This is a genomic window from Proteus sp. G2609 (assembly GCF_963896135.1).
GTDB lineage: Bacteria > Pseudomonadota > Gammaproteobacteria > Enterobacterales > Enterobacteriaceae > Proteus > Proteus mirabilis.
In genome coordinates, this window is sequence record NZ_CAWQNB010000039.1 from 129,760 (window position 1) to 155,952 (window position 26,193).

The 26,193-nt window shown below is 36.7% G+C and carries 23 protein-coding genes and 5 tRNA genes; 5 read left to right on the top strand and 23 right to left on the bottom strand.

Annotated elements, in window-relative coordinates; genetic code table 11:
* Positions 1-33: 33 nt before the first annotated feature.
* From hypF to fadR, 4 genes are all read right to left on the bottom strand, one after another.
* Positions 34-2,334: a carbamoyltransferase HypF gene (gene hypF / locus AACV01_RS12815; RefSeq protein WP_064505783.1), complete on the bottom strand. Its 2,301-nt coding sequence runs from the start codon at positions 2,332-2,334 to the stop codon at positions 34-36.
* A 49-nt stretch (positions 2,335-2,383) separates the two neighbouring features.
* Positions 2,384-3,496, bottom strand: coding sequence for an alanine racemase (gene alr / locus AACV01_RS12820; RefSeq protein ID WP_020945773.1), 1,113 nt, complete (start codon positions 3,494-3,496; stop codon positions 2,384-2,386).
* Positions 3,497-3,509: 13 nt separating this feature from the next.
* Entirely contained in the window at positions 3,510-4,814 is a 1,305-nt protein-coding gene (locus AACV01_RS12825; RefSeq protein WP_020945774.1) for a D-amino acid dehydrogenase, read from the bottom strand.
* Positions 4,815-5,355: 541 nt separating this feature from the next.
* Positions 5,356-6,075, bottom strand: a complete 720-nt coding sequence (gene fadR, locus AACV01_RS12830; RefSeq protein ID WP_004243274.1) for a fatty acid metabolism transcriptional regulator FadR — start codon at positions 6,073-6,075, stop codon at positions 5,356-5,358.
* A gap of 235 nt (positions 6,076-6,310) precedes the next feature.
* Here fadR and nhaB point away from each other — a divergent pair, with 235 nt between their 5' ends.
* Both nhaB and dsbB read left to right on the top strand, forming a co-directional pair.
* Positions 6,311-7,855 carry a sodium/proton antiporter NhaB gene (gene nhaB, locus AACV01_RS12835; RefSeq protein ID WP_020945776.1) on the top strand — a complete coding sequence of 515 codons (1,545 nt, stop codon included), beginning with the start codon at positions 6,311-6,313 and terminating at the stop codon, positions 7,853-7,855.
* A 171-nt stretch (positions 7,856-8,026) separates the two neighbouring features.
* Positions 8,027-8,551: a disulfide bond formation protein DsbB gene (gene dsbB / locus AACV01_RS12840; protein ID WP_004248244.1), complete on the top strand. Its 525-nt coding sequence runs from the start codon at positions 8,027-8,029 to the stop codon at positions 8,549-8,551.
* A gap of 131 nt (positions 8,552-8,682) precedes the next feature.
* On the opposite strand, the gene AACV01_RS12845 is transcribed toward dsbB, so the two are convergent.
* The 4 genes from AACV01_RS12845 to AACV01_RS12860 form a co-directional block, all read right to left on the bottom strand.
* The gene (locus AACV01_RS12845; protein WP_161683019.1) at positions 8,683-8,988 is read right to left on the bottom strand and encodes a putative hemolysin; all 306 of its coding nucleotides are present in this window, start codon (positions 8,986-8,988) and stop codon (positions 8,683-8,685) included.
* Between the two features lie 34 nt (positions 8,989-9,022).
* A complete protein-coding gene (locus tag AACV01_RS12850; protein WP_004243278.1) occupies positions 9,023-9,355 on the bottom strand; it encodes an SMR family transporter in 333 nt (110 codons plus the stop codon).
* Positions 9,356-9,492: 137 nt separating this feature from the next.
* Positions 9,493-10,719 carry a sugar transporter gene (locus AACV01_RS12855; RefSeq protein WP_087726508.1) on the bottom strand — a complete coding sequence of 409 codons (1,227 nt, stop codon included), beginning with the start codon at positions 10,717-10,719 and terminating at the stop codon, positions 9,493-9,495.
* Positions 10,720-11,189: 470 nt separating this feature from the next.
* Positions 11,190-11,609: a hypothetical protein gene (locus AACV01_RS12860; RefSeq protein WP_202611877.1), complete on the bottom strand. Its 420-nt coding sequence runs from the start codon at positions 11,607-11,609 to the stop codon at positions 11,190-11,192.
* A gap of 409 nt (positions 11,610-12,018) precedes the next feature.
* Here AACV01_RS12860 and copM point away from each other — a divergent pair, with 409 nt between their 5' ends.
* Positions 12,019-12,399, top strand: a complete 381-nt coding sequence (gene copM, locus AACV01_RS12865) for a CopM family metallochaperone (RefSeq protein ID WP_020945778.1) — start codon at positions 12,019-12,021, stop codon at positions 12,397-12,399.
* 73 nt (positions 12,400-12,472) lie between these two features.
* On the opposite strand, the gene AACV01_RS12870 is transcribed toward copM, so the two are convergent.
* The 11 genes from AACV01_RS12870 to AACV01_RS12920 all read right to left on the bottom strand — a co-directional run bounded on the left by AACV01_RS12870 (position 12,473) and on the right by AACV01_RS12920 (position 19,181).
* Complete coding sequence (locus AACV01_RS12870; RefSeq protein ID WP_161683023.1) at positions 12,473-13,474, bottom strand: nickel/cobalt transporter; 1,002 nt, start codon at positions 13,472-13,474, stop codon at positions 12,473-12,475.
* Positions 13,465-14,130 carry a DUF1007 family protein gene (locus AACV01_RS12875; protein WP_004248252.1) on the bottom strand — a complete coding sequence of 222 codons (666 nt, stop codon included), beginning with the start codon at positions 14,128-14,130 and terminating at the stop codon, positions 13,465-13,467. Before AACV01_RS12875 ends, AACV01_RS12870 begins: the two co-directional genes overlap by 10 nt.
* A 190-nt stretch (positions 14,131-14,320) precedes the next feature.
* Positions 14,321-14,407 (bottom strand) — tRNA-Leu (locus AACV01_RS12880).
* 192 nt (positions 14,408-14,599) lie between these two features.
* Positions 14,600-14,686 (bottom strand) — tRNA-Leu (locus AACV01_RS12885).
* Positions 14,687-14,799: 113 nt separating this feature from the next.
* Positions 14,800-14,886 (bottom strand) — tRNA-Leu (locus AACV01_RS12890).
* 5 nt (positions 14,887-14,891) lie between these two features.
* A tRNA-Cys gene (locus AACV01_RS12895) sits at positions 14,892-14,965 on the bottom strand.
* A gap of 25 nt (positions 14,966-14,990) precedes the next feature.
* A tRNA-Gly gene (locus tag AACV01_RS12900) sits at positions 14,991-15,066 on the bottom strand.
* Between the two features lie 141 nt (positions 15,067-15,207).
* Positions 15,208-15,756 carry a CDP-diacylglycerol--glycerol-3-phosphate 3-phosphatidyltransferase gene (gene pgsA / locus AACV01_RS12905; protein ID WP_004243285.1) on the bottom strand — a complete coding sequence of 183 codons (549 nt, stop codon included), beginning with the start codon at positions 15,754-15,756 and terminating at the stop codon, positions 15,208-15,210.
* A gap of 55 nt (positions 15,757-15,811) precedes the next feature.
* Positions 15,812-17,644 (bottom strand): excinuclease ABC subunit UvrC, encoded by a 1,833-nt coding sequence (uvrC, locus tag AACV01_RS12910; protein ID WP_161683025.1) that lies wholly within the window; start codon positions 17,642-17,644, stop codon positions 15,812-15,814.
* Positions 17,628-18,191 carry a LuxR C-terminal-related transcriptional regulator gene (locus AACV01_RS12915; RefSeq protein WP_109024023.1) on the bottom strand — a complete coding sequence of 188 codons (564 nt, stop codon included), beginning with the start codon at positions 18,189-18,191 and terminating at the stop codon, positions 17,628-17,630. Before AACV01_RS12915 ends, uvrC begins: the two co-directional genes overlap by 17 nt.
* Positions 18,192-18,575: 384 nt before the next feature.
* Positions 18,576-19,181, bottom strand: coding sequence for a nitroreductase family protein (locus tag AACV01_RS12920; protein WP_046334958.1), 606 nt, complete (start codon positions 19,179-19,181; stop codon positions 18,576-18,578).
* A 315-nt stretch (positions 19,182-19,496) separates the two neighbouring features.
* Here AACV01_RS12920 and glpX point away from each other — a divergent pair, with 315 nt between their 5' ends.
* Positions 19,497-20,477, top strand: coding sequence for a class II fructose-bisphosphatase (glpX, locus tag AACV01_RS12925; RefSeq protein ID WP_004248255.1), 981 nt, complete (start codon positions 19,497-19,499; stop codon positions 20,475-20,477).
* Between the two features lie 81 nt (positions 20,478-20,558).
* On the opposite strand, the gene AACV01_RS12930 is transcribed toward glpX, so the two are convergent.
* The 4 genes from AACV01_RS12930 to AACV01_RS12945 all read right to left on the bottom strand — a co-directional run bounded on the left by AACV01_RS12930 (position 20,559) and on the right by AACV01_RS12945 (position 24,674).
* Positions 20,559-21,590 (bottom strand): methylphosphonate esterase, encoded by a 1,032-nt coding sequence (locus tag AACV01_RS12930; RefSeq protein ID WP_004250910.1) that lies wholly within the window; start codon positions 21,588-21,590, stop codon positions 20,559-20,561.
* A gap of 2 nt (positions 21,591-21,592) precedes the next feature.
* A complete protein-coding gene (locus AACV01_RS12935; RefSeq protein ID WP_004243293.1) occupies positions 21,593-22,558 on the bottom strand; it encodes a DMT family transporter in 966 nt (321 codons plus the stop codon).
* A gap of 131 nt (positions 22,559-22,689) precedes the next feature.
* Positions 22,690-23,427 carry a glutamine amidotransferase gene (locus AACV01_RS12940; protein ID WP_004243294.1) on the bottom strand — a complete coding sequence of 246 codons (738 nt, stop codon included), beginning with the start codon at positions 23,425-23,427 and terminating at the stop codon, positions 22,690-22,692.
* Between the two features lie 26 nt (positions 23,428-23,453).
* Positions 23,454-24,674: a PfkB family carbohydrate kinase gene (locus AACV01_RS12945; RefSeq protein WP_004243297.1), complete on the bottom strand. Its 1,221-nt coding sequence runs from the start codon at positions 24,672-24,674 to the stop codon at positions 23,454-23,456.
* Positions 24,675-25,680: 1,006 nt separating this feature from the next.
* Here AACV01_RS12945 and AACV01_RS12950 point away from each other — a divergent pair.
* Entirely contained in the window at positions 25,681-26,166 is a 486-nt protein-coding gene (locus AACV01_RS12950) for a DUF4822 domain-containing protein (RefSeq protein ID WP_004243298.1), read from the top strand.
* Positions 26,167-26,193: the final 27 nt, after the last annotated feature.

The window sequence follows — 26,193 nt, forward strand, 5'->3', positions numbered from 1 at the left end:
AAGTTAGCTAATAGATTACAATCATTTTATTTTTTACATAAAATGACTGGCAATAAGTGCTTGTCCTAATGCAATTCCACCATCACCAGATGGCAATATCATAGGGGTTAATACCTTTTTATTGTTTAATTTTTGCTTAAACAGATCCTTAAGTAAGATATTATTGAAAACCCCTCCTGTTAAAACAATAGTATCAATCTGATGTTCTTGCGCAGCTTGCAGAGCAATATCACCCAAACTTTCGGCTAATAAATAGTGAAATAACCAAGCCTTCTCACTGGTATTCAATGTGATGCTTTCCCATTGTGACCAGAAAATGGACAAATCAACATGCTTATCTTTTACAGGCATTAAATGTCCATATTGCTTGATGATATCAGCATACCGATCTACGTGACACTGTAACGCAGCGCTTTGTAAGTAGCATGCCGCTTCGCCTTCCCAGCTTATTTGTTTAGGTGATAATCCCAAAGAGCAAGCAACTGCGTCAAATAATCGTCCACAAGATGATGCTAGCGGTGAATTTAAACCACGAGCCACTGCCTTACTCAAAATCTGTAACTCAGTGAGCGGAATTGCTTGGGTGATAACACTACCTTGCCAATCTTTTGTAAAAGTAGCTAAATGTGCGAACCAATTTCGCCAAGGCTGTATTGAAGCTAAATTTCCTCCCGGCATAGCAACCGCAGGTAGCCCGCCAATACGTTGGGATTTTTTATAATCCACCAGCAAACACTCGCCTCCCCATAAAGAGCCATCTTGTCCATACCCTAAACCATCAAGGGCTATACCAATTACTGCGCCTTGTTGCTGTGTATGTCCATGCTCTGCTAAACAAGAGACAATATGTGCATGGTGATGGGGAACTTCTATAACAGGAATATGTTGCTGTTCAGCTAGCTGTTTACCTATTTGATGGCTGATATAATTAGGATGAGCATCAATGGCAATCGCTTTGGGCGTAAAACGATAGATCTGTTGAAACAGCGTGAGCGATTTCAGTAATTGTTGCCTCACACTTAAATCATCTAAATCACCTAAATGCGGCCCCATAATAGCTTGGTGCTCTTTTAAGAGACAAAACACATTTTTCAGATCCCCTCCTAAAGCCAAAATTGCAGGTTGTGCATCAAAAGTGGTTGGCAATGCGATAGCATCTGGTACATAACCCCGTGAACGGCGGATCATCACACACTGATCATCTTCAATACGCACTAATGAATCGTCCGCTCTTTGTATAATCTCCCTATTATGCATTAGAAATAATTCTGCAATATCACCAAGCTGAGTTAACGCCTCTTCATTGGTTAATGCAGGAGTGTGCCCCGTGGCATTACCAGAGGTCATGACTAATGGAATTTGTGTTTCATGTGCGAGAAGATGTTGCAAAGGATTAGCTGGTAACATAACACCCACTTCTGTTAATCCAGGTGCAATCAGTTCACTTAATGAAATAGGGGCGATTTCTTTAGGAATAAGTACGATAGGTGCTGCGGTACTGGTTAATGTTTCTATCACTTTTGAGTAAAACTCGGCATTATCGTCCGGTTTTTGGAGCTGCTCAATCCCGGTTAACATCACCGCAAGTGGTTTGGCTGGACGATGTTTACGCGCTCTTAAACGCGCAACACTTTCACTATTGCGTGCGTCACAGACTAAATGAAAGCCACCAATGCCTTTTACAGCAACAATTTTCCCCGCTAATAACGCCTGACAAGCTTGCGTTAATGCCCGCTCTTTTATTGCAAGTTGTTGCCCTTGATGATCTGACAACCAAATATGAGGTCCACAGACAGGACAGGCATTAGGTTGTGCATGAAAACGCCTATCTGCGGGATCTTGATATTCATGTTGGCAAGTCGGACAAAATGGAAATGCAGACATAGAGGTAAAAGGCCTGTCGTAAGGCATTTTTTTTATAATAGTAAAACGGGGGCCGCAATGGGTACAGTTTATAAAAGGATAGTGATAACGACGATTTTGTGGATCAAACAACTCATCAATACAAGCCTGACAAGTCGCTGCATCAGGTACAACTTGTGTATCCATTTCTCCACCACCACTTTTTACAATAGTAAAGTCCGTGGGGAGTTGCTCCCATTGATAAGGTGTTTGTTCAATACGTTCAATGCGTGCAAGAGGAGGACATTGAGCTGTTAATGCATTAATAAAGTGTTGATTTTGCGGTGATAACGTTAAGTGGATCAATACTCCTAAGCTATCATTACTCACCTGCCCTAATAAACCAAAATGATGTGCTAATTGCCAAACAAAAGGGCGAAAGCCAACACCTTGAACCTTTCCTTTCACACGCAATGTAATGCCGTTACTCATAGGATCACCAAATCAAAATAAGTTTAAGCTTATTCTAGTTTAGTGATTATTAACAACTTTCATTTAGATCAGAAAAAGTAGAGTTTGCTACATTTATCGTCACCTCAACCGCCACTCGCGGTGCAATAGCGCACAGTAATTCATAACCAATAGTGCCACAAGCCAGTGCAACTTCATCAACCGGTAATTGATTTCCCCATAGCTCAACAGGGCTTCCATGTTCAACATCCGGCAAATCGGTTACATCAATAGTAAGCATATCCATTGAAATACGCCCAACTAATTGTGTTTTATGTCCTTTAACGATAACGGGTGTACCATCTGGGGCATGCCTTGGATAACCATCAGCATAACCACAAGCGACAACAGCAATTCTCATATCACGTTGTGCGGTATATCGGCTACCATAACCAATTTGTTCACCTTTTTTTACTGACTGAATAGCTAATACTTCACTGTTAAAGGTCATCACAGGTTGCAAATCAAAATCAGCAATATCTTGCCACACCCCTGAGGGGGATACACCATATAAAATAATACCGGGACGAACCCATGAATGATGGGTTTGTGGTTCAAATAAAATAGCCGCAGAATTGGCTAAACAGCGCGGTAAATCATTCACCATTGAGCTATCAATAATCTGTTTTTGTGTCGCCATATTCAGCCCTGAATCAGCATTAGCAAAATGGGACATTTGTACAATAGAGCCAATATTAGTTATGCGTTTTGCTCTTTGTATAGCTTGCTGATAGTTTTCTGGTCGGTAACCTAACCGATTCATGCCACTATTGAGTTTCAGATAAATATTGATAGGCCGCTCTAATTGCGCTTGCTCAATGGCTTCAAATTGCCAATCAGCATGCACAACCGTCGTTAATGAATAACGCTCTAATAAATACACATCATCTGGTTTGAAAAAACCTTCAAGCAAAAGAATGGGGCCTACCCATCCTTGCTCTCTTAGCATAATTGCTTTATCTAATTCAATTAAGGCAAAACCATCGGTATGACTTAATGCAGGCCAAACACAAGAAAGACCATGTCCATAAGCATCAGCTTTAACCACTGACCATACTTTACTTCCCTGCGCTTTCGATTTGATCACCGAAAGATTATGACTCAGCGCATCTAAATTTATGCTAATTTTGGCAGGTCTGGACATCGTCTCTCCTTAATTAATAAACAGCGTCAAGTTTTTGCCCTGGACGGAGCAATTTAGTATTAAATCCATCGATATAACGGAACACGGAGAGATCATCTGCAGCAATTGCCGTTTTATTACCTGATATTAAATCAGCTAACAGCTGTCCTGAGCCACATGCCATCGTCCATCCTAATGTACCATGCCCCGTATTTAGGGATAAATTACGATATGCGGTTGGCCCAACTATCGGTGTACCATCTGGCGTCATTGGCCTTAAGCCTGTCCAGAATGTGGCTTTACCGATATCACCACCACCCTCATAGAGATCTTGAACAACCATTTTGAGCGTTTCACAACGTGATTTTAAAATATTCAAATTAAAACCTACCACTTCCGCCATACCGCCCACACGAATGCGATTATCAAAGCGAGTCACCGCAATCTTATATGTTTCATCTAAAATAGTGGATGTTGGTGCTCTGCTTGCATCAATAATAGGCATGGTTAATGAATAGCCTTTTAAAGGATAAACCGGAATTGTGATTTTGTTTTTCAAAAATTCAGTCGAGTACGATCCCATGGCGACAACATAGTGATCTGCGGTTAATAAACCATCATGGCATTGTACACCGGTGACTTTATCACCATCAAAAAGTAGGTGTTTTATTTCTTTATTAAATAAGAAGGTAACCCCGGCCTCTTCAGCCATTTTAGCCAGTTTCTTAGTAAAGATTTGGCAATCACCCGTTTCATCATTAGGAAGACGTAATCCTCCGGTAAGTTTATGACTCACATGCTCTAAAGCGGGTTCTGCTGATTTTAGTTGCTCGGCTGTTAGCAGTTCATAAGCCACACCTTCTTGCTTTAATACAGCGATATCATTAGCGGCATTATCAAATTGTTTTTGATCACGAAATAGCTGTAACGTTCCCCCTTGGCGTCCTTCGTATTCAATACCGGTATCTTGGCGTAATTGACGGATACAATCACGACTATACTCAGCAATACGCACCATACGACTCTTATTCATCGCATAATGAGAAGCATCACAATTACGTAGCATTTGCCACATCCAGCGTAATTGGAACAGTGAGCCATCAGGTCGGATCGCTAAAGGTGCATGTTTTTGAAACATCCATTTTACTGCTTTTAATGGAATACCCGGGGCACCCCAAGGTGTTGCATAACCCGGAGATATTTGCCCTGCATTACCTGCACTCGTCTCTTCTGCCGCACTACTTTGCCTATCGACAACAATGACTTCATGCCCTTGTTGTACTAAGTACCACGCACTTGTTACACCAATAACGCCGCCACCTAAGATGATCACTTTCATGGCTAGACTCCAAATAATTTACATTAATATAACATAAGAATAATATTCCATACACAAAAAGCCAGCACAGAATAATCATCTAGCACCACAAAAAAGCAAATTTTAGAGTCAAATCACATTTAATTAGTAATAACAGTGTTAGTTTTGCAGAGCAATTATTAATTCTATTTAAAAATCAAATTGATAGAGTATTTATCGCTTTTTATAAAAATAATACATAAATATATTATTCAAATATAAATTAAATAAGCCAATAAAAACCCATCATGCGATTTTTATGAAAAACCAAAAAACTTATCATTATCAGAACATAATATTAAGATGAGATATGTTTCAAATTTTTTTTACTAAAAATAGCCAAATTAAAGTATCACCTAAAAATGGCTGGTTAAACTAGGCTTGCTGTTTTTAGCCCGCTATTCTTTCACTTCTCCAATAATAGTCATCATATTTCTATTACTACCATTTTCTGGATAATAAAAAATCAGCACTGGATCAATAAGATCCAATGCTGATGTTAAGACAGGATAAACGCGATGAATTAACGTTTTACTTCTTCTAAGTCACTAGGTAGTGGCGATTGAAGCTCATGCCAAATAATGCCACTCTCTTTTCCGTATTGGCGAACGCAATCCATAACGTGCTCAGTATCTTTTTGCTCACATAGTAACGCCAATTTTTTATAAAATGATAGCGCCAACTCTTTCGCCTGAACATTAGAGAAATAATAACGCCCTACACGGGTATATAATCCCTTAAGTCCGTTTAAGATCAATCCATAAATAGGATTACCGCTGGCAAATGCCAAACCACGGAAAATGTTATAGTCCAACTCACTAAACTCATCAGCACTATTTTCAGTCGTTAGTTGATGAGTCAGTACTTCTAGGGATTTTTCTGGATTATTTTTAAATGCCGTGCGAATAAAAATTGCTGAGATATTCGTTCTTACGGCTAATAAATTATCGATTAATTGTGGCACGCGATCATGATCAAGACGCGCGACAGTTTCAAGAATATTAAGACCTGACGTTTCCCAAAAGTTATTCACTTTAGTTGGTTTTCCATGCTGGATAGTTAACCAACCATCACGAGCTAAACGTTGTAAAACCTCTCTCAATGTCGTTCTTGTCACACCAATTAATTCGGAAAGCTCACGTTCTGCGGGCAGAATAGAACCTGGTGGAAAACGGTTGTTCCAAATACTTTCAACAATGTACTCTTCCGCAAAACCTGCGGGGCTTTGAGCCTTAATAACCATATTTTTATTTCTTCCGAAGCGTTTTTTCTGCTAATAATAGAAAAGATAATATCAGAATGCTTAATTTTGATATAGCTCAACCATCGCTAAATAGTGAATGGCATCATAAAACATGACACTGTTTTATCAATTTATTATTTACGAATACGCTTAATTTCACAGCGATTAGAGCGTATTATGACTAGATTGCGCATTTTAGGCGCCTAAAATCTCTATTCGGAGGATAAAAAACATAATGGATATGAGTATAAGACAAGCATTACTGAAAAATTTCATGGGGAACTCCCCTGATTGGTATAAGCTTGCTATTATTACTTTTTTAATCATCAACCCACTGATTTTTTTCTTTGTTGACCCTTTCATTGCTGGCTGGCTACTCGTTGTTGAGTTTATCTTCACTTTAGCCATGGCATTAAAATGTTATCCGCTACAACCAGGGGGATTACTTGCTATTGAGGCCGTCATTATTGGTATGACAACGCCGAAACAAATAGGTCATGAAATAGCCAACAACCTTGAAGTCATTTTATTACTGGTCTTTATGGTTGCGGGTATTTATTTTATGAAGCAATTACTTCTATTTGCTTTTACAAAATTACTCCTCTCTATTCGATCTAAACGCTTATTATCATTAGCATTCTGTTTTGCTAGTGCCTTTTTATCTGCTTTTTTAGATGCTTTAACCGTGATTGCCGTGGTGATCAGTGTTTCTTTAGGCTTCTATTCCATCTACCATAACTTTGCCTCTAACCAAGCTGATGCAGAGTTAAGCAATGATGGCTTTATTGATAGCACAGAGAAAAAACAGACCTTAGAACAATTCCGTGCTTTCTTACGTAGCTTAATGATGCATGCCGGTGTTGGTACAGCATTAGGTGGTGTGATGACGATGGTTGGTGAGCCACAAAACTTGATCATTGCAAAACACCTAGAATGGGATTTTGTCACCTTCTTTATCAGGATGTCACCCGTTACTATTCCCGTTTTCTTTGCTGGACTTGCAGTATGTTATTTGGTTGAGCGCTTTAAGCTGTTTGGTTATGGTGCCGAGCTACCTGAATTAGTGCGTAAAGTTCTCACTGATTACGATAAAAAGAACAGTGAAAAACGAACTCAACAAGAAAAAGCCCAGTTATTAATCCAAGCATTAATTGGTATTTGGTTAATTATTGCACTGGCCTTACACCTTGCTGAGGTCGGTATTATTGGTCTTTCTGTTATTATCTTAGCCACCACTTTCTGTGGTATCACTGAAGAGCACGCTTTAGGTAAAGCTTTTGAAGAAGCACTGCCTTTCACCGCATTACTTACAGTATTCTTCTCCGTTGTTGCCGTGATTATTGATCAACAGCTATTTGGTCCTATTATTCAATTTGTTCTACAGGCATCAGAATCTTCACAACTGTCACTCTTTTATCTCTTTAATGGCCTACTTTCTGCCATTTCAGATAATGTATTTGTGGGTACAGTCTATATCAGTGAAGCATTAAGCGCATTGCAAGAAGGATTAATTAGCCAATCTCAATATGAACATATTGGTGTCGCAATTAATACAGGGACTAACTTACCGTCAGTGGCAACGCCAAACGGACAAGCGGCTTTCTTATTCTTATTAACTTCTGCATTATCCCCGCTGATCCGCTTATCTTATGGACGTATGGTGATGATGGCACTTCCTTATACCATCGTTATGACACTATTAGGATTACTGGCTGTAGAATTCTGGCTCGTGCCTATGACACATTGGTTATATGAAATTGGCTTAATCGCTATTCCATAAAAAACCATCATGAAATGAGTATTTTTTAGGGCTTTTAATGTTTAAAAGCCCTATTTTTTCATAAAAACACCTATTAATGTAAATATTTGTGAAATAAGAGATTTTACCTTTTTTTTAGTCTAGTTTTTAGGCAGAATAACAACTTATTTCAATATTATCATGGACATTGTTATGTTGAGTGCTCTTCGTCACTGGTCACAAAGTCGTTTTTCATGGTTACTGCTGGCATTAACGGCAATTGGTCTTGAAGGTGCGGCATTGTATTTTCAGTACGGAATGGAATTAATGCCTTGTGTGATGTGTGTTTATCAGCGCATTGCTGTATTAGGGATCTTAGTTGCCGCATTAATTGGTTTTTCTTCGCCAAAACTGACACTAATGCGCATGGCGGGTAGTTTTTTATGGCTTTATGCCTCATACCGCGGTATTGAACTGGCTTGGGAACATACGCAACTTATTCTTAATCCATCACCTTTTGCAACTTGTGATTTCTTTGTTACCTTGCCTTCTTGGTTTGCATTGCAAGATTGGTTCCCTGCCGTATTCCAAGCATCGGGGGATTGTTCTGTTAGCCAATGGCGGTTCTTGTCATTAGAAATGCCACAATGGATGTTAATTATCTTTTCTGCTTATTTTATTGTTGGTTTATTAGTATTAATCAGCCAAGTCACCTCTTCTTTTTCCAAAAAAGACTAACATACGCTACTGTTAGCTATAGAAAGATAGAACGCAGATAAATTATTATCATCACAAAAATAGGCGCTTAATCAGACATTAAGCGCCTATTTTTCTAATTATCATTTATTTATGCATATTCCCCAAGCGTATTAACCTGGAATACAGGCACCATCAATCAACGCTTGTTCACTACAACGTTTACCATTAGCAAATTGACAAACGGGTGTTTGACCGCCGTGTAATTCATAAGTTAACGCAGGCACTCCACCAGAAAATATACAGGTCTCTTTTGCTGGTTCCTCTAAAGGAATAGAAGGTGTGGTCGCTATCGTTTTATTGCTATTAATCACTTGAGCGGTGGTATTTTGTGTTTGTTTAGATTGACTACAACCAGTAAGAAACGCAAAGCTGGTCAACATCAACAAAAAACACGTTGTTTTCATTTTTCTTTGCATTATAAAAACACCTAAATATCTCTGTTATTTCTGATTAGTGTGAGGTGCTATTGGAAAGTAAGTTAATCACTAAGACGCCGGCAATAATTAATGTCATACCGACGATGGCGGGTAAATCGAGTTTTTGTTGATAGACAAAAACAGCCGCAACAGAAACTAAAACAATACCTAATCCGCTCCAAATTGCATATGCAATACCCAGTGGCATGACTTTCACAACCTGAGATAGCGCCCAAAAAGAAAAACAATACCCCACCACGACGACAATAGATGGATATAATCGACTAAAGCCATCGGATGCTTTTAACACCGTTGTTGCAATAACTTCAGATATAATGGCTAATATTAGGTAAGTTAATCCATTCATTTCTTCGCCCTACTAAGATCCAAATTCAATTTTGTGAATTCTATCACAAGATATTTCTGTGATATCTATTTTAGAACAACAAAAAAGGCATCTATTCAGCGCAATAGATGCCTTAAAATGCTATTTATAGGTTTTGTTTAATGGAGCCGGTTTTTTTCGCGAGGTTTGCCTCCCATCGCAACACGATAACGGGTAAAAATAAAGCCACACCACGCTAGTGCAATAATACTTAAGGCTGTTCCTGCATAGCCGATATTTGGCATTCCCGCGTGCAATATTACTTGATTACCTAACAAAGCCCCTGCCCCAATACCGATATTAAAGATACCTGAGTAGATCGACATGGCGATATCTGTTGCATCAGGTGCTAAGTCAATCACTTTAACCTGCAATCCTAACGCAATACACATAAAGCCTATCCCCCAAAAGATGATTAAGGCAATAAATGTGAGTGTATGTTGGCTACTTATCATCAGCGTACTTAAGCATACGGTTAAGAGAATAAGTGCAAAGAATAAGAATGAGGTTGGCATTTTGGTACTATAGCGACTAAATAACACACTCCCCAAAATTCCTGCACCGCCAAAAATCAGTAATACAATAGTGGCAAAATTTTCATCTAATTTTGCAATATCAATAACAAAAGGCTCAATATAACTATAAGCAGTAAAATGAGCGGTCACTGCGATCACCGTTAGTAAGAAAATACCCACTAATGGTGCTCGTTTTAGCAATATTGGGACACTTTTTAACGAGCCGGAATGTTCACTGGGTAATAAAGGTAAATAGCGCATTAAAGCAAGCATGGTTATCAGCGCCAGTACACCTATACCCAAAAAGGTAGCTCGCCATCCTAACCATTGTCCAACCACCCTTCCCAGAGGTAAACCCAGCACGGTAGCTAGTGCAACACCGGTTGCTAATAAACTTAATGCTTGTGCTTTTTTACCATGGGGTGCCATTCTTATTGCTAATGAGGCAGTAATCGACCAAAAAACAGCATGAGCAAAAGCGACTCCAATCCGCCCTACAATTAGCGAATTAAAATCCCATGCCACGCCAGATAAGACATGGCTTAGAATAAATACAATAAACAAAATAATCAGTAGCTTACGTCGCTCTACTTTGCTGGTCATTATCATTAATGGCAAAGACATTAGGGCAACAACCCAAGCATAAATAGTGATCATCAACCCTGTTTGAGCCGGCACCATGGCAAAACTTTCAGAAATATTACTTAACAATGCAACAGGTACAAACTCTGTCGTATTAAATACGAAAGCAGCAAATGATAGAATAATTACCCTGATCCACGCCGTTTTACGGCTTACTTCATTAACGCTATTGGGTGTGGTGATATTCATAATTGTTTAAATACTTTTCAGTGAATTTTATAAATAGATAAAAGATACTTATGTACTACTGCCAGTGAATTTCATAAAAAGAAGCGCAAATACCCATCGTTATATTTTATAACATCTAAATAGAATAGATAATAAAGTGTGTTTTATAAAGCGATAAGTAAAGATAAAAACAAACTAATGAATAGAAAAACATCTGACTAAAACGAATCAGCCTATTATGTTAGCATAGGCATAACGCTAAATTAAATCCCTACATTGGCTTCTTTTTAACGTTAACATTTTATTTGGATCGCAAAAGGGAGATCGGCAAGGAAAAATAGCGTTACTGAATCACATTTTTATTAATAAAAAATGATAACCATTTCATGCTATTATAAATAGATCTTCACGGGCTTATTGTTGCAGTTAGTCTAATAATAGAGAGTCTATATTATAAAAATAAAGAGAATAACTATACAGTAGCTTAATACTTATGGATTAATTCTGTCTATAAATTGAATAGCTTGCTCACAGGCAAAGCTTTGGGCTGGAGATGAGCTATCATTAAGGCTATTTTTAATAGAAAAAATTTGCTCAATTGATGACCGAGGAAGTAACAAACTACCTTCCGCTAGTGCTTTTTCAACACTGTCTAATTTAGACACGAGTTGATTACAAGTTTCACTGTTTTCTAATGATTGATAACGTGCCATGACATCATCACGCTTACCTTTGACAAAAGAAAACATATCGTTGATTTGTGTTGAGGAGTTTTCAATAACATTACGGCTATTATTCCAAGCAGCAACGGTATCTTCTTTAAATACAGAAACAACTAGGATTGCAACAAAAATAGCAATCATAATAGTCAATGATATAATTCCTCCTGCAATAATAATTATTTGTTTCATGAAAGCCCCCGCATCACTAATCACCTTTATATCTGTATATAATTAAAGTCATTCATATTCAATATTGATTACAATTCTTTTTAATTTTTACATTTTATTACGCAGACAGGTAGCCCTATTGGCATAAGAAATAATTTATTATTATAATTTAAATATTGTTAAGTTATTATACTTAAATTCTGATTTTAATTATTATTTGGATATACGTTAAAAATAAGATTTATCGCAAGTATATCTGGTTTTCATTATAGCCATTATAACGATTATTTATTCAAGCATATTGATAATACTTTATAAGATGAAACGTCATTAAAAGTAAAGTATTCTAAACTTTTAGTTGTAACCTTGACCTTCCCCTAAGGGGGATCTTTAGAATAAGAATAATTCATACAATATAAAGGGAACACTGATGAAAAAAGTTTTACCTATCGCCATCGTTTTAATGGGTTCACTCTCTTTTGGTGCAATAGCCAATAATTCACATATGAATATGAGTACTAATGTGGCACAGAGTAACTCTCCTATGAACCAAGAGCTCATGGATTCAATGAATAAAATGCATGAAAATATGGCAAAAGGAATGAATAGTGATAATGCAGATGTTGCATTTGCGCAGGGAATGATCGCTCACCATTTGGGAGCAATTGATATGGCAAAAATCGAGCTAAAGTATGGTACTGATCCTGAAATGCGCAAATTAGCACAAGCTATTATTGATGCACAAGGCCCTGAAATTGAACAAATGCAAAAATGGTTAGAAAAAAATAATACCAATATGCAAAATAACTAATATTTGAAACGCAGGCGTTCTATTAAGGAAAGTCTGCGTTTTCTTACATTGCCATGTCATTAACCTGTAACTATTAGCGAAATAACGGCATTATATCTTCTCTATGTAACGTTATTGCACTATTAAACATAAGTATACCTAAAAATATAAACAATATTCCTGCTAATAGACGTAGTAACTCCGCCATATACCTAAAAGATAAATTAGTATTTTTTACCGAAAACCGATAAGCAACATTTCGCATATAATAAACTGTTAATGCAATTGCAGTAATGGTTAAAGCCGTTCCTATTGCCATTGCAATGACAGCTGCTATTCCCCAAAGATAGATATTTAATGCATATGAAAATAACAATACTAACAATGCGCCAGAGCAAGGGCGGCTACCAATAGCGAATAGTACCAACAATTGTGCCGACCAATTCCCTTGTAATTCATTGGAAGTCACCACATGTTTATGACCACAACATGATGTTTGTGAGATGGTTTGATTGCTTTTATGTTTATAGAGATATCTAGATCGCTTGATGATAGGTGTTGCCTGTTTAATATAAAAAGCACGCTTTTTATAGTCTGACAATAAACGACGAATAGACTGGATAAAAATAATAATGCCAGATAATGAAATTAATAAATAGCTACTATTTTCAATGTAATGACTCGCTATTTTTAAATGAGAGCTTGATAGGTTTAATATTATTAATATAACAGTAATGATAACTATGGCAACTGTACCTTGTAGCAATGAAGCAAGGACACTTAACCACGCACTTTGTTTTAATTTGGTCGGGTGAGTAGCAATATAAGTACTAATAATGACTTTTCCATGCCCAGGGCCAACAGCATGCAGTAACCCATACAAAAAACTAACACCTATTAATATAAAGCCTACTTGCCAATTATTTTCGCTAATATCTTGCATTAATTCTGCAAGATAGCTATTGATAACTTTTTGCCATTGAACATTAAAATAAGTTAGTTCAGACCAATAATAAGCAATCAATAACAAACAACTGGCTATCACTGTGAGTAAGCTAATTAGTAGTCCCCTTTCCTTCGTTATATTTATTGGCATAATACTTGTACTCGTTGTGTAAAAGAGAGCCCTAAATTTAAATCACTATCAGCAGAGCCATTGATATCTAATGATTGTGCATATTCTTTTAAACTTTCATCAGCAAAAGGTTCAATCAGTTTGTGTTTACAATCAGCGATCATTTCTAAAGGTAATATGATCTGTGTATTGTCACGATAGGTCATGCTGACATAAAAAGTGGGATCATAAGTTAAAAGTTCAAAATGATGTTTAGCGAATGGCAATGGGGTGATAAATAGCACATCAAAGCTAAACTTCACCTGTAACTTCTCTTTTATAAGAGTGTAATGGCTTGGTATACGACGAAACTTTTGTTTTTTCCCATCCATATAAAACTCGGAAAAATAGTTCTGAGACAATATATTGCTCATTAATCTCGCCGCCTGTTTTTTCCAAATATCACTTTCTGGTTGCGCATTATATATATCGTACAGAATATCCATTGAGGTCATCGGATCCATAACCCAAGAAAAAGTTAATCCAATTAACTTATCATCTTGTGTATTAAAAGTTGTTTGCATATCAATAAAGCTATGAGGATGTGCTAAAACTTTTGGTGTAGTCATCAATAAAAAGAAAGACATCAATATCGAAACTACTCGCCAAGAGAAATTTTTAAAATTAACTATCCACATAAACAAAACCACCCATGATATTTTGTTATAATATAACATCACGGATTTGTAAAATGATAGTCATTTTATGAAATTATTCTAGGTGTGTTATAACTTGGTTTAGTGAAAGCGAGGTGTTTAGAAAGCAAAAAGCCACCCTATTGGGTGGCTTAGTATTTTTAACTTACTAAAGTAGTAGTAAAGTTTTATATGGTGCCCAGGGCGGGACTTGAACCCGCACAGCCTAGAGGCCGAGGGATTTTAAATCCCTTGTGTCTACCGATTTCACCACCTGGGCTAAATTGTATTTATTTATTTTTGGTACTTATTTATTAGTTAAGTACATAATAAATAAACTTAAATCATTTTTTGTTTTAACTTTATGTAGCTAATAACAATATTTATTACGCTAAAACTACTTTTCCTATACCAACCACCAGCGTTGTGGTTAGAAGAAAAAACGGACCTAAATTAAGGTCCGTATTTTATATGGTGCCCAGGGCGGGACTTGAACCCGCACAGCCTAAAGGCCGAGGGATTTTAAATCCCTTGTGTCTACCGATTTCACCACCTGGGCTAAATTCTGTGGTGCGTCCGTAAAATTATAACTAATTTTTACTGGTAAGGACGATTAACTACTTCCCAATGCCATTATTTATGGTCTTTTTACACCACTCTCTCAATTAGGAGTGGTGCCCAGGGCGGGACTTGAACCCGCACAGCCTAAAGGCCGAGGGATTTTAAATCCCTTGTGTCTACCGATTTCACCACCTGGGCATTTATGGAGGCGCGTCCCGGAATCGAACCGAGGTACACGGATTTGCAATCCGCTGCATGACCACTCTGCCAACGCGCCTCAACTGCTCAATCTCTTAAGAGATTGGAGCGGGAAACGAGACTCGAACTCGCGACCCCAACCTTGGCAAGGTTGTGCTCTACCAACTGAGCTATTCCCGCTTTACCGAACTTGCTGATTTACTTATTTATTTCTGTAAACCGTTGTGCCTTTCGATGCGTTGCATTCTACTGATTTCCTGAATCTAGTCAACACTATATTTGCATCTTTTTGACTGTTCGGTGAATTTTCAGTCATTTCGATCAAGCTTCACGCAAATCTGACCATGCAGCACTCAAATATTGGAACATAGACCAGAATGTTAATACCGTCGCAATGTATAACAATACAAATCCGAACCACTCAGCTTCAATAGTCGGACGCCATAATAGCACAACAAGTGCACCCATTTGTGCGGTAGTCTTCACTTTTCCGATCCAAGAAACTGCCACACTATTACGTTTACCTAATTCAGCCATCCACTCTCTTAGTGATGAGATGATAATTTCACGTGCGATCATGGTCGCTGCCGGTAAAGTGATCCACCATACATGATAGTGTTCAGTAATTAATACTAATGCTGTAGCAACCATTACCTTATCCGCAACCGGATCAAGGAAAGCCCCAAAGCGAGTGGTTTGCTTCCAACGGCGGGCTAAAAAACCGTCAAACCAGTCAGTGGCGGCAGCTACCATAAAAATAATGGCACAAATAAGGGGAGCATCTTTAAATGGTAAATAAAACACCAAAACAAAGAATGGAATTAAAGCGACACGAAATAAAGTTAGCCAAGTTGGAATATTTAGTTGCATAGCGTTCTACACGACCTAGAAAAGTGAGAGTTATTAATATGGTGCATCAATACACTTAGTGTTTCAACGCATTAAAAATTTTTTCTGCTAACGCGGTCGAAATTGTGGGAACTTTCGCAATTTCTTCAACGCTTGCATCACGTAAAGCTTGTAAACCACCCATATACTTCAATAGCATTTGACGTCGTTTTGGTCCCACCCCCTCAATCGATTCTAGAGAGCTGGTGTTTTTAACCTTAGCACGACGCTGACGATGCCCCGTTATTGCGTGACGATGCGACTCATCACGAATATGTTGGATCAAATGTAACGCGGGTGAATCAGAAGGAAGTGCCACACCTTCGCCTTCTGGTTTAAAAAATAGTGTCTCTAACCCCGCTTTACGATCACTCCCCTTCGCGACACCAATTAATTTAGGGTGTGATTTATCCCAATCGACATCAAGTGATTGAAATACGTCAATGGCTTGTGCTAATTGCCCTTTACCACCATCGATAAAAATAATATCAGGTATTTTACTCTCTTCTAATGACTTGCCATAACGACGAGTCAATACTTGATTCATCGCAGCATAATCATCCCCCGGAGTGATCCCACTAATATTATAGCGCCTGTATTCCGATTTTAATGGGCCATTCATGTCAAATACGACACATGAAGCCACAGTTTGCTCTCCCATAGTGTGACTAATATCAAAACATTCCATTCGTTTTATCTCTTTCATCTCTAAAAGTGACATTAACGAGTTATAACGTTGAGAAATGGTTGATTGTTCAACTTGCTTAGTAGCTAATGCCGTAGCTGCATTAGTTCGTGCTAGTTTTAAATAGCGTGCTCTATCACCACGGGGTTTGGTTTGGATATGGATCTTACGTCCTGCTATCGAAGAAATTGACTCCGCTAAAATCGTTTTATCTTCAAGATTAAAATCGAGCAAAATTTCTGTGGGTAAAGTGCGGATCGCACTGCCTTGTAAATAAAATTGTCCAATAAAGGTTTGTACCACTTCGTCTAATGATGTATTTGCCGGTACTTTAGGAAAATAACTACGACTACCAAGCACTTTACCTTGACGGAAAAAGAGCACATACACACAAGCAATAGCACCATTAAATGCCACGCTAATCACATCGAGATCATCGCCAATATTAGCCACAAACTGTTTTTCAGTAACTTGTCTTACCGCGTGAATATGGTCACGAATACGCGCAGCCTCTTCAAAGCGTAACGCTTGGCTTGCCTCTTCCATCCGTTTAATTAAGCCTTCAATCACTTGGCTGTCATCGCCGGATAAAAAAAGACGCACATAATTGACTTGCTGGGCATATTCTTCATCAGAGACATAGCCTTTTACACAAGGGGCGAGACAACGGCCTATTTGATATTGTAAACAAGGGCGTGAGCGATTGCGGTAAACACTATCTTCACATTGACGAATAGGAAATAATTTTTGCATTAAAGCTAATGTTTCTCTCACCGCCAAAGAGTTAGGGAAAGGGCCAAAGTATTCCCCTTTAGCATGTTTAGCACCACGATAACTCGCCAATCTTGGGTGTTTGTCTGCACTTAAATAAATATACGGATAGGACTTATCATCTCGTAGTAACACATTATAACGAGGCTGATAACGCTGAATATAGCTATGCTCTAAAAGTAGCGCTTCTGTCTCCGTATGTGTCACGGTAACATCAATATTGGCAATACATTTTACTAATGCTTCTGTTTTACGACTATTCACCTGAGCACGAAAGTAGCTTGATAATCGTTTTTTCAGATCTTTTGCTTTTCCAACATAAATAACGGTGCCTGAGGCGTCATACATTCGATACACACCCGGTTGACTCGTTACTCGACTTAGAAATGCTTTAGCATCAAATATGTTTTCCACTTTGTAAGTAACTCTCTATCTCGATTAACCCATAACGAACTGCTATATGAGTTAATTCTACATCACCTGAGATTTTAAGTTTACTAAACATTCGATAACGATAGCTATTTACTGTTTTAGTACTGATATTCAGCTCTTGTGCAATTTGTGCTATTTTTTTCCCTCTTATAATCATCGACATTATCTGTAACTCTCTTTCAGAAAGATGATGTAGCGGATTTAAGTCTGCTTGTACTTTCGTTAATGCAATATCCATAGCAATTTCTGGGCTAATATAACGTTGACCAATACAGACTTGTCGAATGGCCTGAAGCACATTCGCAGCAGAGGAATCTATAACGATAAACCCTTCAATACCTAACTGTAGCAATGTGACGGAAAGTATTGAGTCTATTTTAGGCGAAATAACCACTATTTTTATAATGGGAGAAAAACGTTTAATTCTTTTTATTACATCTATTAAAGAGACAGTAGGTAAAGAATAAAAAATAATAAGATTGACAGAATATTGTCTGCAATAACGAAAAGCTTCACTTTCATCATTCATAATCTTACGAATATTAATTTTTTTAATCTGGCAAAGTAATTTTTCTATACCTAAACTAAATATTTCAACTTGACTGATTACTAGAGTATTTATCAACGATATCAATCCTTAAAAATATTTAATAAAATTAAAAATAAATCAAGGCAATAAAATTTATAATGACAAATGCTATTATAATATCGTTAGAATTTCCATATTTTTATTTTTTATTCACGCAATAATGATATTATAAAGAAATTATTATTTTTATCGCATTAATTAATAATGTATTTAAATTATACACACATTTATAAAGAATATAAAATAAAGCTAATAACATATAATAATAATTAATTATAGGAATAAAGTACTTCCTATATAAAATATAAGAAGCACTTTAGTACTTTAAAAATGATCAAATGTCACCGCTTTATCAAAAGATAATTTACCTAATCGTGGAAAAGGTTTTCCTTTACCTTTACCAATGGCAATCATTAAACAGATAGCATAGTGCTCAGGCAAGTTAATCGTTTTTGCTACCTCTGCAAAATCAAACCCATCCATAGGACAAGAATCCAAACCGCGCTCTTGTGCTAATAACATCAGTGTTTGAGCAAACAAACCCGCACTACGCATAATCTCATCCCGTTGTACTTGTGGTTTATTACGATAATAACTATCAACAGCACTGCACATAATATCTCTGACTTCAGGGGTAGCATCTTGCCAAATTGTTTTAACTTCACTCTCCCAAACATTGAGATCTGCACATAAAACAATCAGCATAGCAGAGTCTGTTATTTGAGGCTGATCCCAACCCACTTTTCTTAATGCTTGACGTTGCTTAACATCATCAACAACCAAAAGACGCCAATGCTGCAGATTAAATGCACTTGGCGTATATTGTAACGCATCTTCAAGTAAGGCTTTTTTCTCTTCTTGTGGTATTTTGAAATCAGCATCAAACTGTTTTGTTGCACGACGGTTTTTTACTGCATCGATTACATTCATTATTTTCCATCCATTTGCTAATCATTGACATTTATTTATCTATTATAGAAGAAATGCGTTCAGTATACAGACTGTGCTATTATTTCTAATTATCTTTGTTAATTAACCAGTTATAACAAAAAAACACTAGTTAATAACAAAATATCGTTATAATAGTATTATCAAATATACGATAACCCTTTATTTTTTCTATTTGTTTTTAAGCGTAAAAGAAGGCGAAAACAATTGATTTAAGCCTAACACTTAAATTTGAAAAAAGGGTATCATCAAAGGCTACTATTCAATATAACAGACCTTGCAAAGTATATTAACCCTATGAAATTAAATGATGAATTAACTAATTCTATCGCATCAGTCACAGAAGCCGCTGCTATTGCGGCTATGCCATGGGTAGGTAAACAAGATAAAAATGCGGCAGATGCTGCTGCAGTTGCCGCCATGCGAGAGCGCCTTAATAGCCTTAATATCAATGGCCAAATTGTTATTGGTGAAGGTGAAATTGATGAAGCACCTATGCTCTATATTGGCGAACCAGTAGGCAACGGCCAAGGTGAAAAAATAGAAATTGCCGTTGATCCTATCGATGGAACTCGCATGGTCGCTACCGGTGAAAATAATTCTTTGGCTATTTTAGCCGCAGGTTTTGAAGGTAGTTTTTTACAAGCACCCGATATGTACATGGAAAAACTGGTTGTCGGTAAAAAAGCAGCAGGTGTGATCGACCTTAACCATTGCCTTGAATATAACCTTGATGCTATTGCACAAACATTAAATAAATCATTAAGCCAGTTAACACTCGCGATTTTAGATAAACCGCGCCATCACGATATTATCATTGATTTGCGTAATAGAGGTATTAATGTCATCACTTTGCCGGATGGCGATGTGCTTGCTTCTTTATATGCCACAATGCCTAATAATCCTATTGATGTTATGTACGGGATTGGTGGTGCGCCAGAAGGTGTAATTAGTGCCGCTATTGCTAAAGCTTTAGGTGGTGATATGCAAGCACGCCTTATTACCCGCGATATTGCTAAAGGTAATAATGCAACAAATAGAGAAATTGCAGCACAAGAAATCTCTCGATGCCATAACATGGGAACTGATGTTAATATTACATTGCCACTTGAAATATTGGTGCGCCATCAGGATGTTATGTTTGCAGCAACCGCAATTACTGCCGGTGACCTATTATCCGGTGTCACTGAACAAAGCGATTATTTGCGTACACACTCGTTAGTGATTAATGGCTCCACACACTCATTACGTTATATCGAAAACTATCATTTACGCTAACACGAGAATAACAACTAAAAAAGCGACACGGGCTTACGTGTCGCAAAATGTATTTAAGGGGTATTTATAGTTATAATTAATTCATGCTAATAAATTAGCTGGATTATCAATACACAGCTTATCTATTATCGCCTTATCAATGCCACGCTGTGCTAATAATGAAAGAAAAACGTTAGGCACAAACCCCCAACCATTTCCGCCATTTTTTGCCCACATCTGTTTTAAAAACACATCATGACTTAATACAATTTGGTTACCATAACCTCTTTCTATTAAGGTTGCGACAGCTTCAACCGTATCCATCACACTGGGTGCGGCGCCTTCTTTAGGGAAAGAAATATCAAGACCTATCATGTCAAATTCAAGCCAAACACCTCGATCAAGCATTTTGCATTGATAATCGATATCTTTACCAGAAGGATCTGAATGGGCTAACGATATTTTGGCTGGATCACACCCCATTTCTGTTAAAAGAATATCTAATACTTCATCACCACGGCGTTGCCAACCTGGCATATGAATATTCATTGAGGCATAAGGGTTATTATTTTGAGCCAGTGCAGCGGCACGTAAACTATTTTTTTCACCATCTGTAAAGAAAGGAGATACACCAATTTCGCCAATCATACCAGCACGAATATCTGTGCCGTCAATGCCGATATTTAATTCATCATCGATCATTTTTGCCATCGCATCAATATCATCAGCTAGGCGTTTTCCTTCAAATTTCTCAATATAAAGGCCGGAAGAAGCAACAACATTAATCCCCGTTAATTCTGCAACTTGTTTTAATTTTCTAATATCACGACCAATTGACGATGAACCTGTAGCATCAACAATCGTTTTGCCCCCAAGCTCTTTAAAATTATTTAATTCAAAAATAACGTCTTCAATAGGTTTTTTATCCATATTATCGCAACAACAATATGGATCGTATTTTAGTCCCCACTGAATATCTGCACTGACTTTTTTATCTACTAAAACGTGTGAGAATTCATAAAAAGGTTCATCAACAACGCCAGATAAATCATTAAATAAATGTTCGTGAGGTAGTGTCAGCCCCATATCCGCTTTTTTAACCGGACCCGTTACCGTTTGAATATAGCCTTTCATGATTATGCCCCTGCTCTTTTTACTGATTTAGTCGCTTTAAACTCAGGAATGGTAGTAACAATGGCGCCGACTAAGGCAAATAACGTACCGATGATTGTGACTAAATAAACAGTATTTCCTAACGAAGGTAATAATAGGTCAATTAATACCGAACCCAGTAATTGGCCCGCAGTTGATGCAACACCTAACATCAGTAACCCTAAGCCTCGTACTAAAATAGCCATTAATGCAATAGACATTAACCCTAAAGGCCCACCTAAATACATCCACCATGTAGCAGGAAGCTCCAGTGTTATATGCCCTAACGCCATACGTACTACTAACGCAATCGTTAAAACAGTAAATCCAACAATAAAGTTCCAAGTAATAGAAACCATCATCGAACCTGTTGCTTCAGCCACTTTTGAATTACCTGCTGGTTGCCATCCCGCTAATAAACCCGCTAAAAAAGGTAGAATAGCTAAGTAAATAAAAGAGGTTGAATGCCACTGTGGAGAAACGACAAAAAGAGTAGCAACAACAGCTAATACGGCACCTAATACACGATATGGGGTGAAGTATTTCTTCTCATCCACACCTATACCAAAGCGGTCACATAATAAACCAGATAATAACAGTGCTGAAATTAATGCTGTTTGGAATGTGGCTATTCCTAATGCACTGGCTGATGCTCCTTCAGAAAAAACCACCATTGCGCCACAGAGGCCAGCAAACCAGTTCCATAATGGAATTTTACGTGTTTTAATTAATGTCGGAATAGAAGCAAATTGCTGACGATATTGTTTTTTGGACATAATGATAAAAAACATGACCACTAAACCACTGGCAAAAGAGATAACTGCACTAGCATTACCGTCTTTTAATACATGTCCCAGTTGCCCATTCACCGCAGACTGCATTGGTGATAGCATCCCTGCTAACACAGTTGCTACCATCAGCAAGGGTGTTGATAAATTTTTTGTACTCATAAGATGTTCCTTTTGGATTATTGACTATGAGTGATTTCTTTTTTATTTTTCAAGTAATCGGTTATTTTGTTATTAGCGCAGAGTGTATCTCCGCGCTTTTTTACTTTTCTTACTGCTATTGTTATTAAGAACTAACGTGCGATTTGCTTTAGAATATTGACCCACATATCAGCATAATGTGGCCATGCTAAAAACTCTTTGCTCCCCCAATGCGGTGAACAGTCACTCATAAAACAAGCTGTTTTTCCTTTTTCAAATTGACCAAACACCAGTAGTGGATCTTCGCCAATATTCAAAACCGTTTCAGTGTTATGTTTAGCGAACACTTTGTTATAACCAAGGAACATCGGCCATTCACTAAAACCTTTTATCGTGGCATGCTCTGCATTAACTGGAGTTGCGAATACTCCTTCTGGGGCTTCCACCCGATCGTCACCCTCTAACATTTCAACAGGTAACACTTGTGCCAATAAGGTATTTTTATAGTTTGCTTTCGCTTCAATACCCATAAATGATAGATAGCCGCCAATCATTAATAAGCCACCACCATTAGCAACAAACTGTTTAATCAGCCCTAATGCATTTGGAAGTACTTTCATGTTGTAGAAAGTATCGTTTTGCAAGAGGAAAGTATTAGCACCAATATCACTGATCACGATGACATCATATTTTGCTAATTCTTCATCAGTCTGAGGAAATGCAACCTGAACGGTATGTGCAGGCATATAATCAACTGCTACCCCTTTTTCCCTTAAACAATTTAATAAAAAAGTAGCACCTTCCTCATATTTACTAGAAGTGAAACTGTCGTAGCCTTTTGAGTGGATCATATGAATGTGCCATGACTCACCAATAAATAAGATTTTCATTTTTTTTCCTCTTTCAAAAAGATTATTTATTCAGGGGATTGAGTGACAATCTGTGAATATGTTGTTTGATTGATGCGATGCATGACATTAATATCTTCAGGCATTTCTGAAGCATTACTCGTCTCAACAGCTAGTGATGCAAAAGCTGATGCATAGCGTAACGCGTAAGAAAACTGCTTTCCTTTTGCTAGTGAGGCTGCTAGTGCACCATTAAAAGCATCACCAGCGCCCGCTGTATTTTTTACCACCGCAGGATAAGCTGGTGAGTAAATATATTTATAACCGTCATAAGCTAATGAACCTTTACTACCTAAAGTAATGACAACTTTATTAACACCTTTTTGATAAATAGCATTGGCTGCATTTTTAGCAGATACTAAATCAACAACTTCAATACCTGATAATAAGCTGGCTTCTGTTTCATTAGGTGTTAATATATCTAACATTGGCAATAGCTTATCAATAACTTTATTGTAAGGTGCAGGATTTAAAATAATAGGAATATTATTTTCATTTCCGATTGAAATAATTTCCTTTAATGCTTCAATATTAGTTTCTAATTGCAATAAAATTATATCGGCATCTATAATTTTATCTTTTTGTATTTTTACCTCATCAGAAGAAATATCCATATTAGCCCCTGAATAAATAGAAATAATATTTTCACCACTCTCTTCTGACACAAAGATTGATGCTGTTCCAGTTTGATGATTTTCAGTTTGATATATCGTTGATGTTTTTATTCTTGATGATGATATAAAATTTACTGCATAATCACTAAACTGATCAGTACCGATTTTGGTGATAAAATGCACCTGTGCATCAGCATAACTTGCCGCTAATGCTTGATTACATCCTTTACCTCCTGGTGAGAAGATAAATTTATTCGCCAATAAAGATTCCCCGGTTTCTGGCAGTCTGGGCAAATAACTAATCATATCAACATTAAATGAACCTAATACACATACTTTATTTACTGCCGGCTGCCCCGCTAAATTAATTTTATCAATTTGATCATTACATTCTAAAAATTGTATGATTTCTTTTTTGGCAACTTTGTCTAATGTTTCAAATTCAATAAAGGCCCCACCATGGCATCTTTTAATTATTCCTTTCTCAGCCAATGTATTTAAATCTGATCGTATGGTTTCTTTGGTAACACTAAGCTCTTTTGCTAAAACAGAAACTTTTACTGCACCATGACCTTTGATCAGATTAACAATTTTTTTATGACGCTCTGCTTTCATTTAATGTTACCTCTATGGCAACAACTTTAATTTATTAGTTGTTATGGGATTGTGATTACAATCATATGTTATTTATTAAAAGCAAAAAAAAGCAGAAACACAAAAATAAAAAACAAAAAAAAGCAGAAATAAATAATGATAGTAATAAGATTACTTAATATATAGAAGCCATCTCCCCTCTCATTAAAACACAAATAAAATCAAATAATAAAATAACAAACACTATATTGATTATAAAACAATCTAATATTAATTATTTGCTTTTTAAAACTTAAATAATTAACTTAAAAAACAATAAAAAATAAAAACCTTATTTTATAATAATTTAGAGTTATTAGAATAATCAAAAATAAAAATAATCATCACTATGTTTAAATAATCAACTATTTTAGTGAATCGAGCAAAGCTTAAAATAAATTAATCTTCCATTTTTATAGTTCATAAATTAGTACAATTCTTCTTACCATTAAAATGTATAGCCAATGATAATGTAAATTAATCATGTCAACTTATAATTAGAAATACAGATACAATGATTAAAATAGAAGCAGTTTTTATTGTCTCATTTTGTGAGGTAGATAACATTAATAACAACAGTCATTGAACAAACTAAGTATAAATAACCTATTTTAAGTAGGCAAAGTAAGTAAAAATCTTGCTTTATTTATTGATTTATTTTTTTACTCGTCAATCTTTGGCTTATTTTGTAAATAGCTGAGAATACTAAAGCACTAACAGCAACTCACTGATACAAAATATAACTCCAATAAAAAATAAAAACTTAGATATAAAAACTAAAAATCACAAAATTCAAGAAGATAAAATCAGCAACAATGTGTTCTAAAATATCTAATACCTAAATAGATTGTAAAACAACCTATTTATCAGACATATTCCGACACATTTATTTTCTAGCGATGTTTAAACTTAGTGTCTAAGATTATAAATATAAATTGAGCACCAATAATCTGATAAATACACAACGTAAAGACATAAGGATATACCTATGAAAATAAAATCACTTATTGCTATTTCATTATTAAGTGTTAGTGCTTCTCTTTTTGCCGCTGAAAGCACCAGCACAACACAACAAGTTCAGGGCGTAACTCAAGCACAAAAAGATCTCAATGATTATGAAAAAGTCATGGTAGAAAAAGTTTGGGTTACCACACAAGCCATTGACGAGAAAGGCAATAAAGTTGACGCTAATAATCCACAAGTCAGTAATTATTTTGGCCTAGCAGAATATTATCCTAATGGCACTTTTATTATGTTTACCCCTGAAGGTAAACAAAAAATGCAAGGGGATTGGTCAATGTCTAATGATGGAAAAACGCGTACATTAGTTGCCAAAGATGCACAAGGAAAAACACTATTTACTCGTGATGTAGAAAATATCACCATCAATAATGATGAGTATACCTATCGTATTTACCCAACTGAAGGGGATAATACTGTTTATTTTGATATTATTCATCACGTTAAGAAGTAATCATAATACGTTGTTTCACCTGTTATA

Excerpts from the sequence above, each read along its gene's own strand:
- AACV01_RS12860 (WP_202611877.1), bottom strand. The coding sequence starts at position 11,609 with ATGAAACAAATAATTATTATTGCAGGAGGAATTATATCATTGACTATT.
- AACV01_RS12935 (WP_004243293.1), bottom strand. The coding sequence starts at position 22,558 with ATGAGTACAAAAAATTTATCAACACCCTTGCTGATGGTAGCAACTGTG.
- hypF (WP_064505783.1), bottom strand. The coding sequence starts at position 2,334 with ATGAGTAACGGCATTACATTGCGTGTGAAAGGAAAGGTTCAAGGTGTT.
- AACV01_RS12940 (WP_004243294.1), bottom strand. The coding sequence starts at position 23,427 with ATGAAAATCTTATTTATTGGTGAGTCATGGCACATTCATATGATCCAC.
- AACV01_RS12875 (WP_004248252.1), bottom strand. The coding sequence starts at position 14,130 with ATGTGGATAGTTAATTTTAAAAATTTCTCTTGGCGAGTAGTTTCGATA.
- AACV01_RS12850 (WP_004243278.1), bottom strand. The coding sequence starts at position 9,355 with ATGAATGGATTAACTTACCTAATATTAGCCATTATATCTGAAGTTATT.
- AACV01_RS12950 (WP_004243298.1), top strand. The coding sequence starts at position 25,681 with ATGAAAATAAAATCACTTATTGCTATTTCATTATTAAGTGTTAGTGCT.
- AACV01_RS12915 (WP_109024023.1), bottom strand. The coding sequence starts at position 18,191 with ATGAATGATGAAAGTGAAGCTTTTCGTTATTGCAGACAATATTCTGTC.
- AACV01_RS12930 (WP_004250910.1), bottom strand. The coding sequence starts at position 21,590 with ATGAAAGGCTATATTCAAACGGTAACGGGTCCGGTTAAAAAAGCGGAT.
- AACV01_RS12825 (WP_020945774.1), bottom strand. The coding sequence starts at position 4,814 with ATGAAAGTGATCATCTTAGGTGGCGGCGTTATTGGTGTAACAAGTGCG.
- AACV01_RS12870 (WP_161683023.1), bottom strand. The coding sequence starts at position 13,474 with ATGCCAATAAATATAACGAAGGAAAGGGGACTACTAATTAGCTTACTC.
- pgsA (WP_004243285.1), bottom strand. The coding sequence starts at position 15,756 with ATGCAACTAAATATTCCAACTTGGCTAACTTTATTTCGTGTCGCTTTA.
- AACV01_RS12845 (WP_161683019.1), bottom strand. The coding sequence starts at position 8,988 with ATGCAAAGAAAAATGAAAACAACGTGTTTTTTGTTGATGTTGACCAGC.
- glpX (WP_004248255.1), top strand. The coding sequence starts at position 19,497 with ATGAAATTAAATGATGAATTAACTAATTCTATCGCATCAGTCACAGAA.
- fadR (WP_004243274.1), bottom strand. The coding sequence starts at position 6,075 with ATGGTTATTAAGGCTCAAAGCCCCGCAGGTTTTGCGGAAGAGTACATT.
- AACV01_RS12920 (WP_046334958.1), bottom strand. The coding sequence starts at position 19,181 with ATGAATGTAATCGATGCAGTAAAAAACCGTCGTGCAACAAAACAGTTT.
- dsbB (WP_004248244.1), top strand. The coding sequence starts at position 8,027 with ATGTTGAGTGCTCTTCGTCACTGGTCACAAAGTCGTTTTTCATGGTTA.
- alr (WP_020945773.1), bottom strand. The coding sequence starts at position 3,496 with ATGTCCAGACCTGCCAAAATTAGCATAAATTTAGATGCGCTGAGTCAT.
- AACV01_RS12945 (WP_004243297.1), bottom strand. The coding sequence starts at position 24,674 with ATGAAAGCAGAGCGTCATAAAAAAATTGTTAATCTGATCAAAGGTCAT.
- nhaB (WP_020945776.1), top strand. The coding sequence starts at position 6,311 with ATGGATATGAGTATAAGACAAGCATTACTGAAAAATTTCATGGGGAAC.
- AACV01_RS12855 (WP_087726508.1), bottom strand. The coding sequence starts at position 10,719 with ATGAATATCACCACACCCAATAGCGTTAATGAAGTAAGCCGTAAAACG.
- copM (WP_020945778.1), top strand. The coding sequence starts at position 12,019 with ATGAAAAAAGTTTTACCTATCGCCATCGTTTTAATGGGTTCACTCTCT.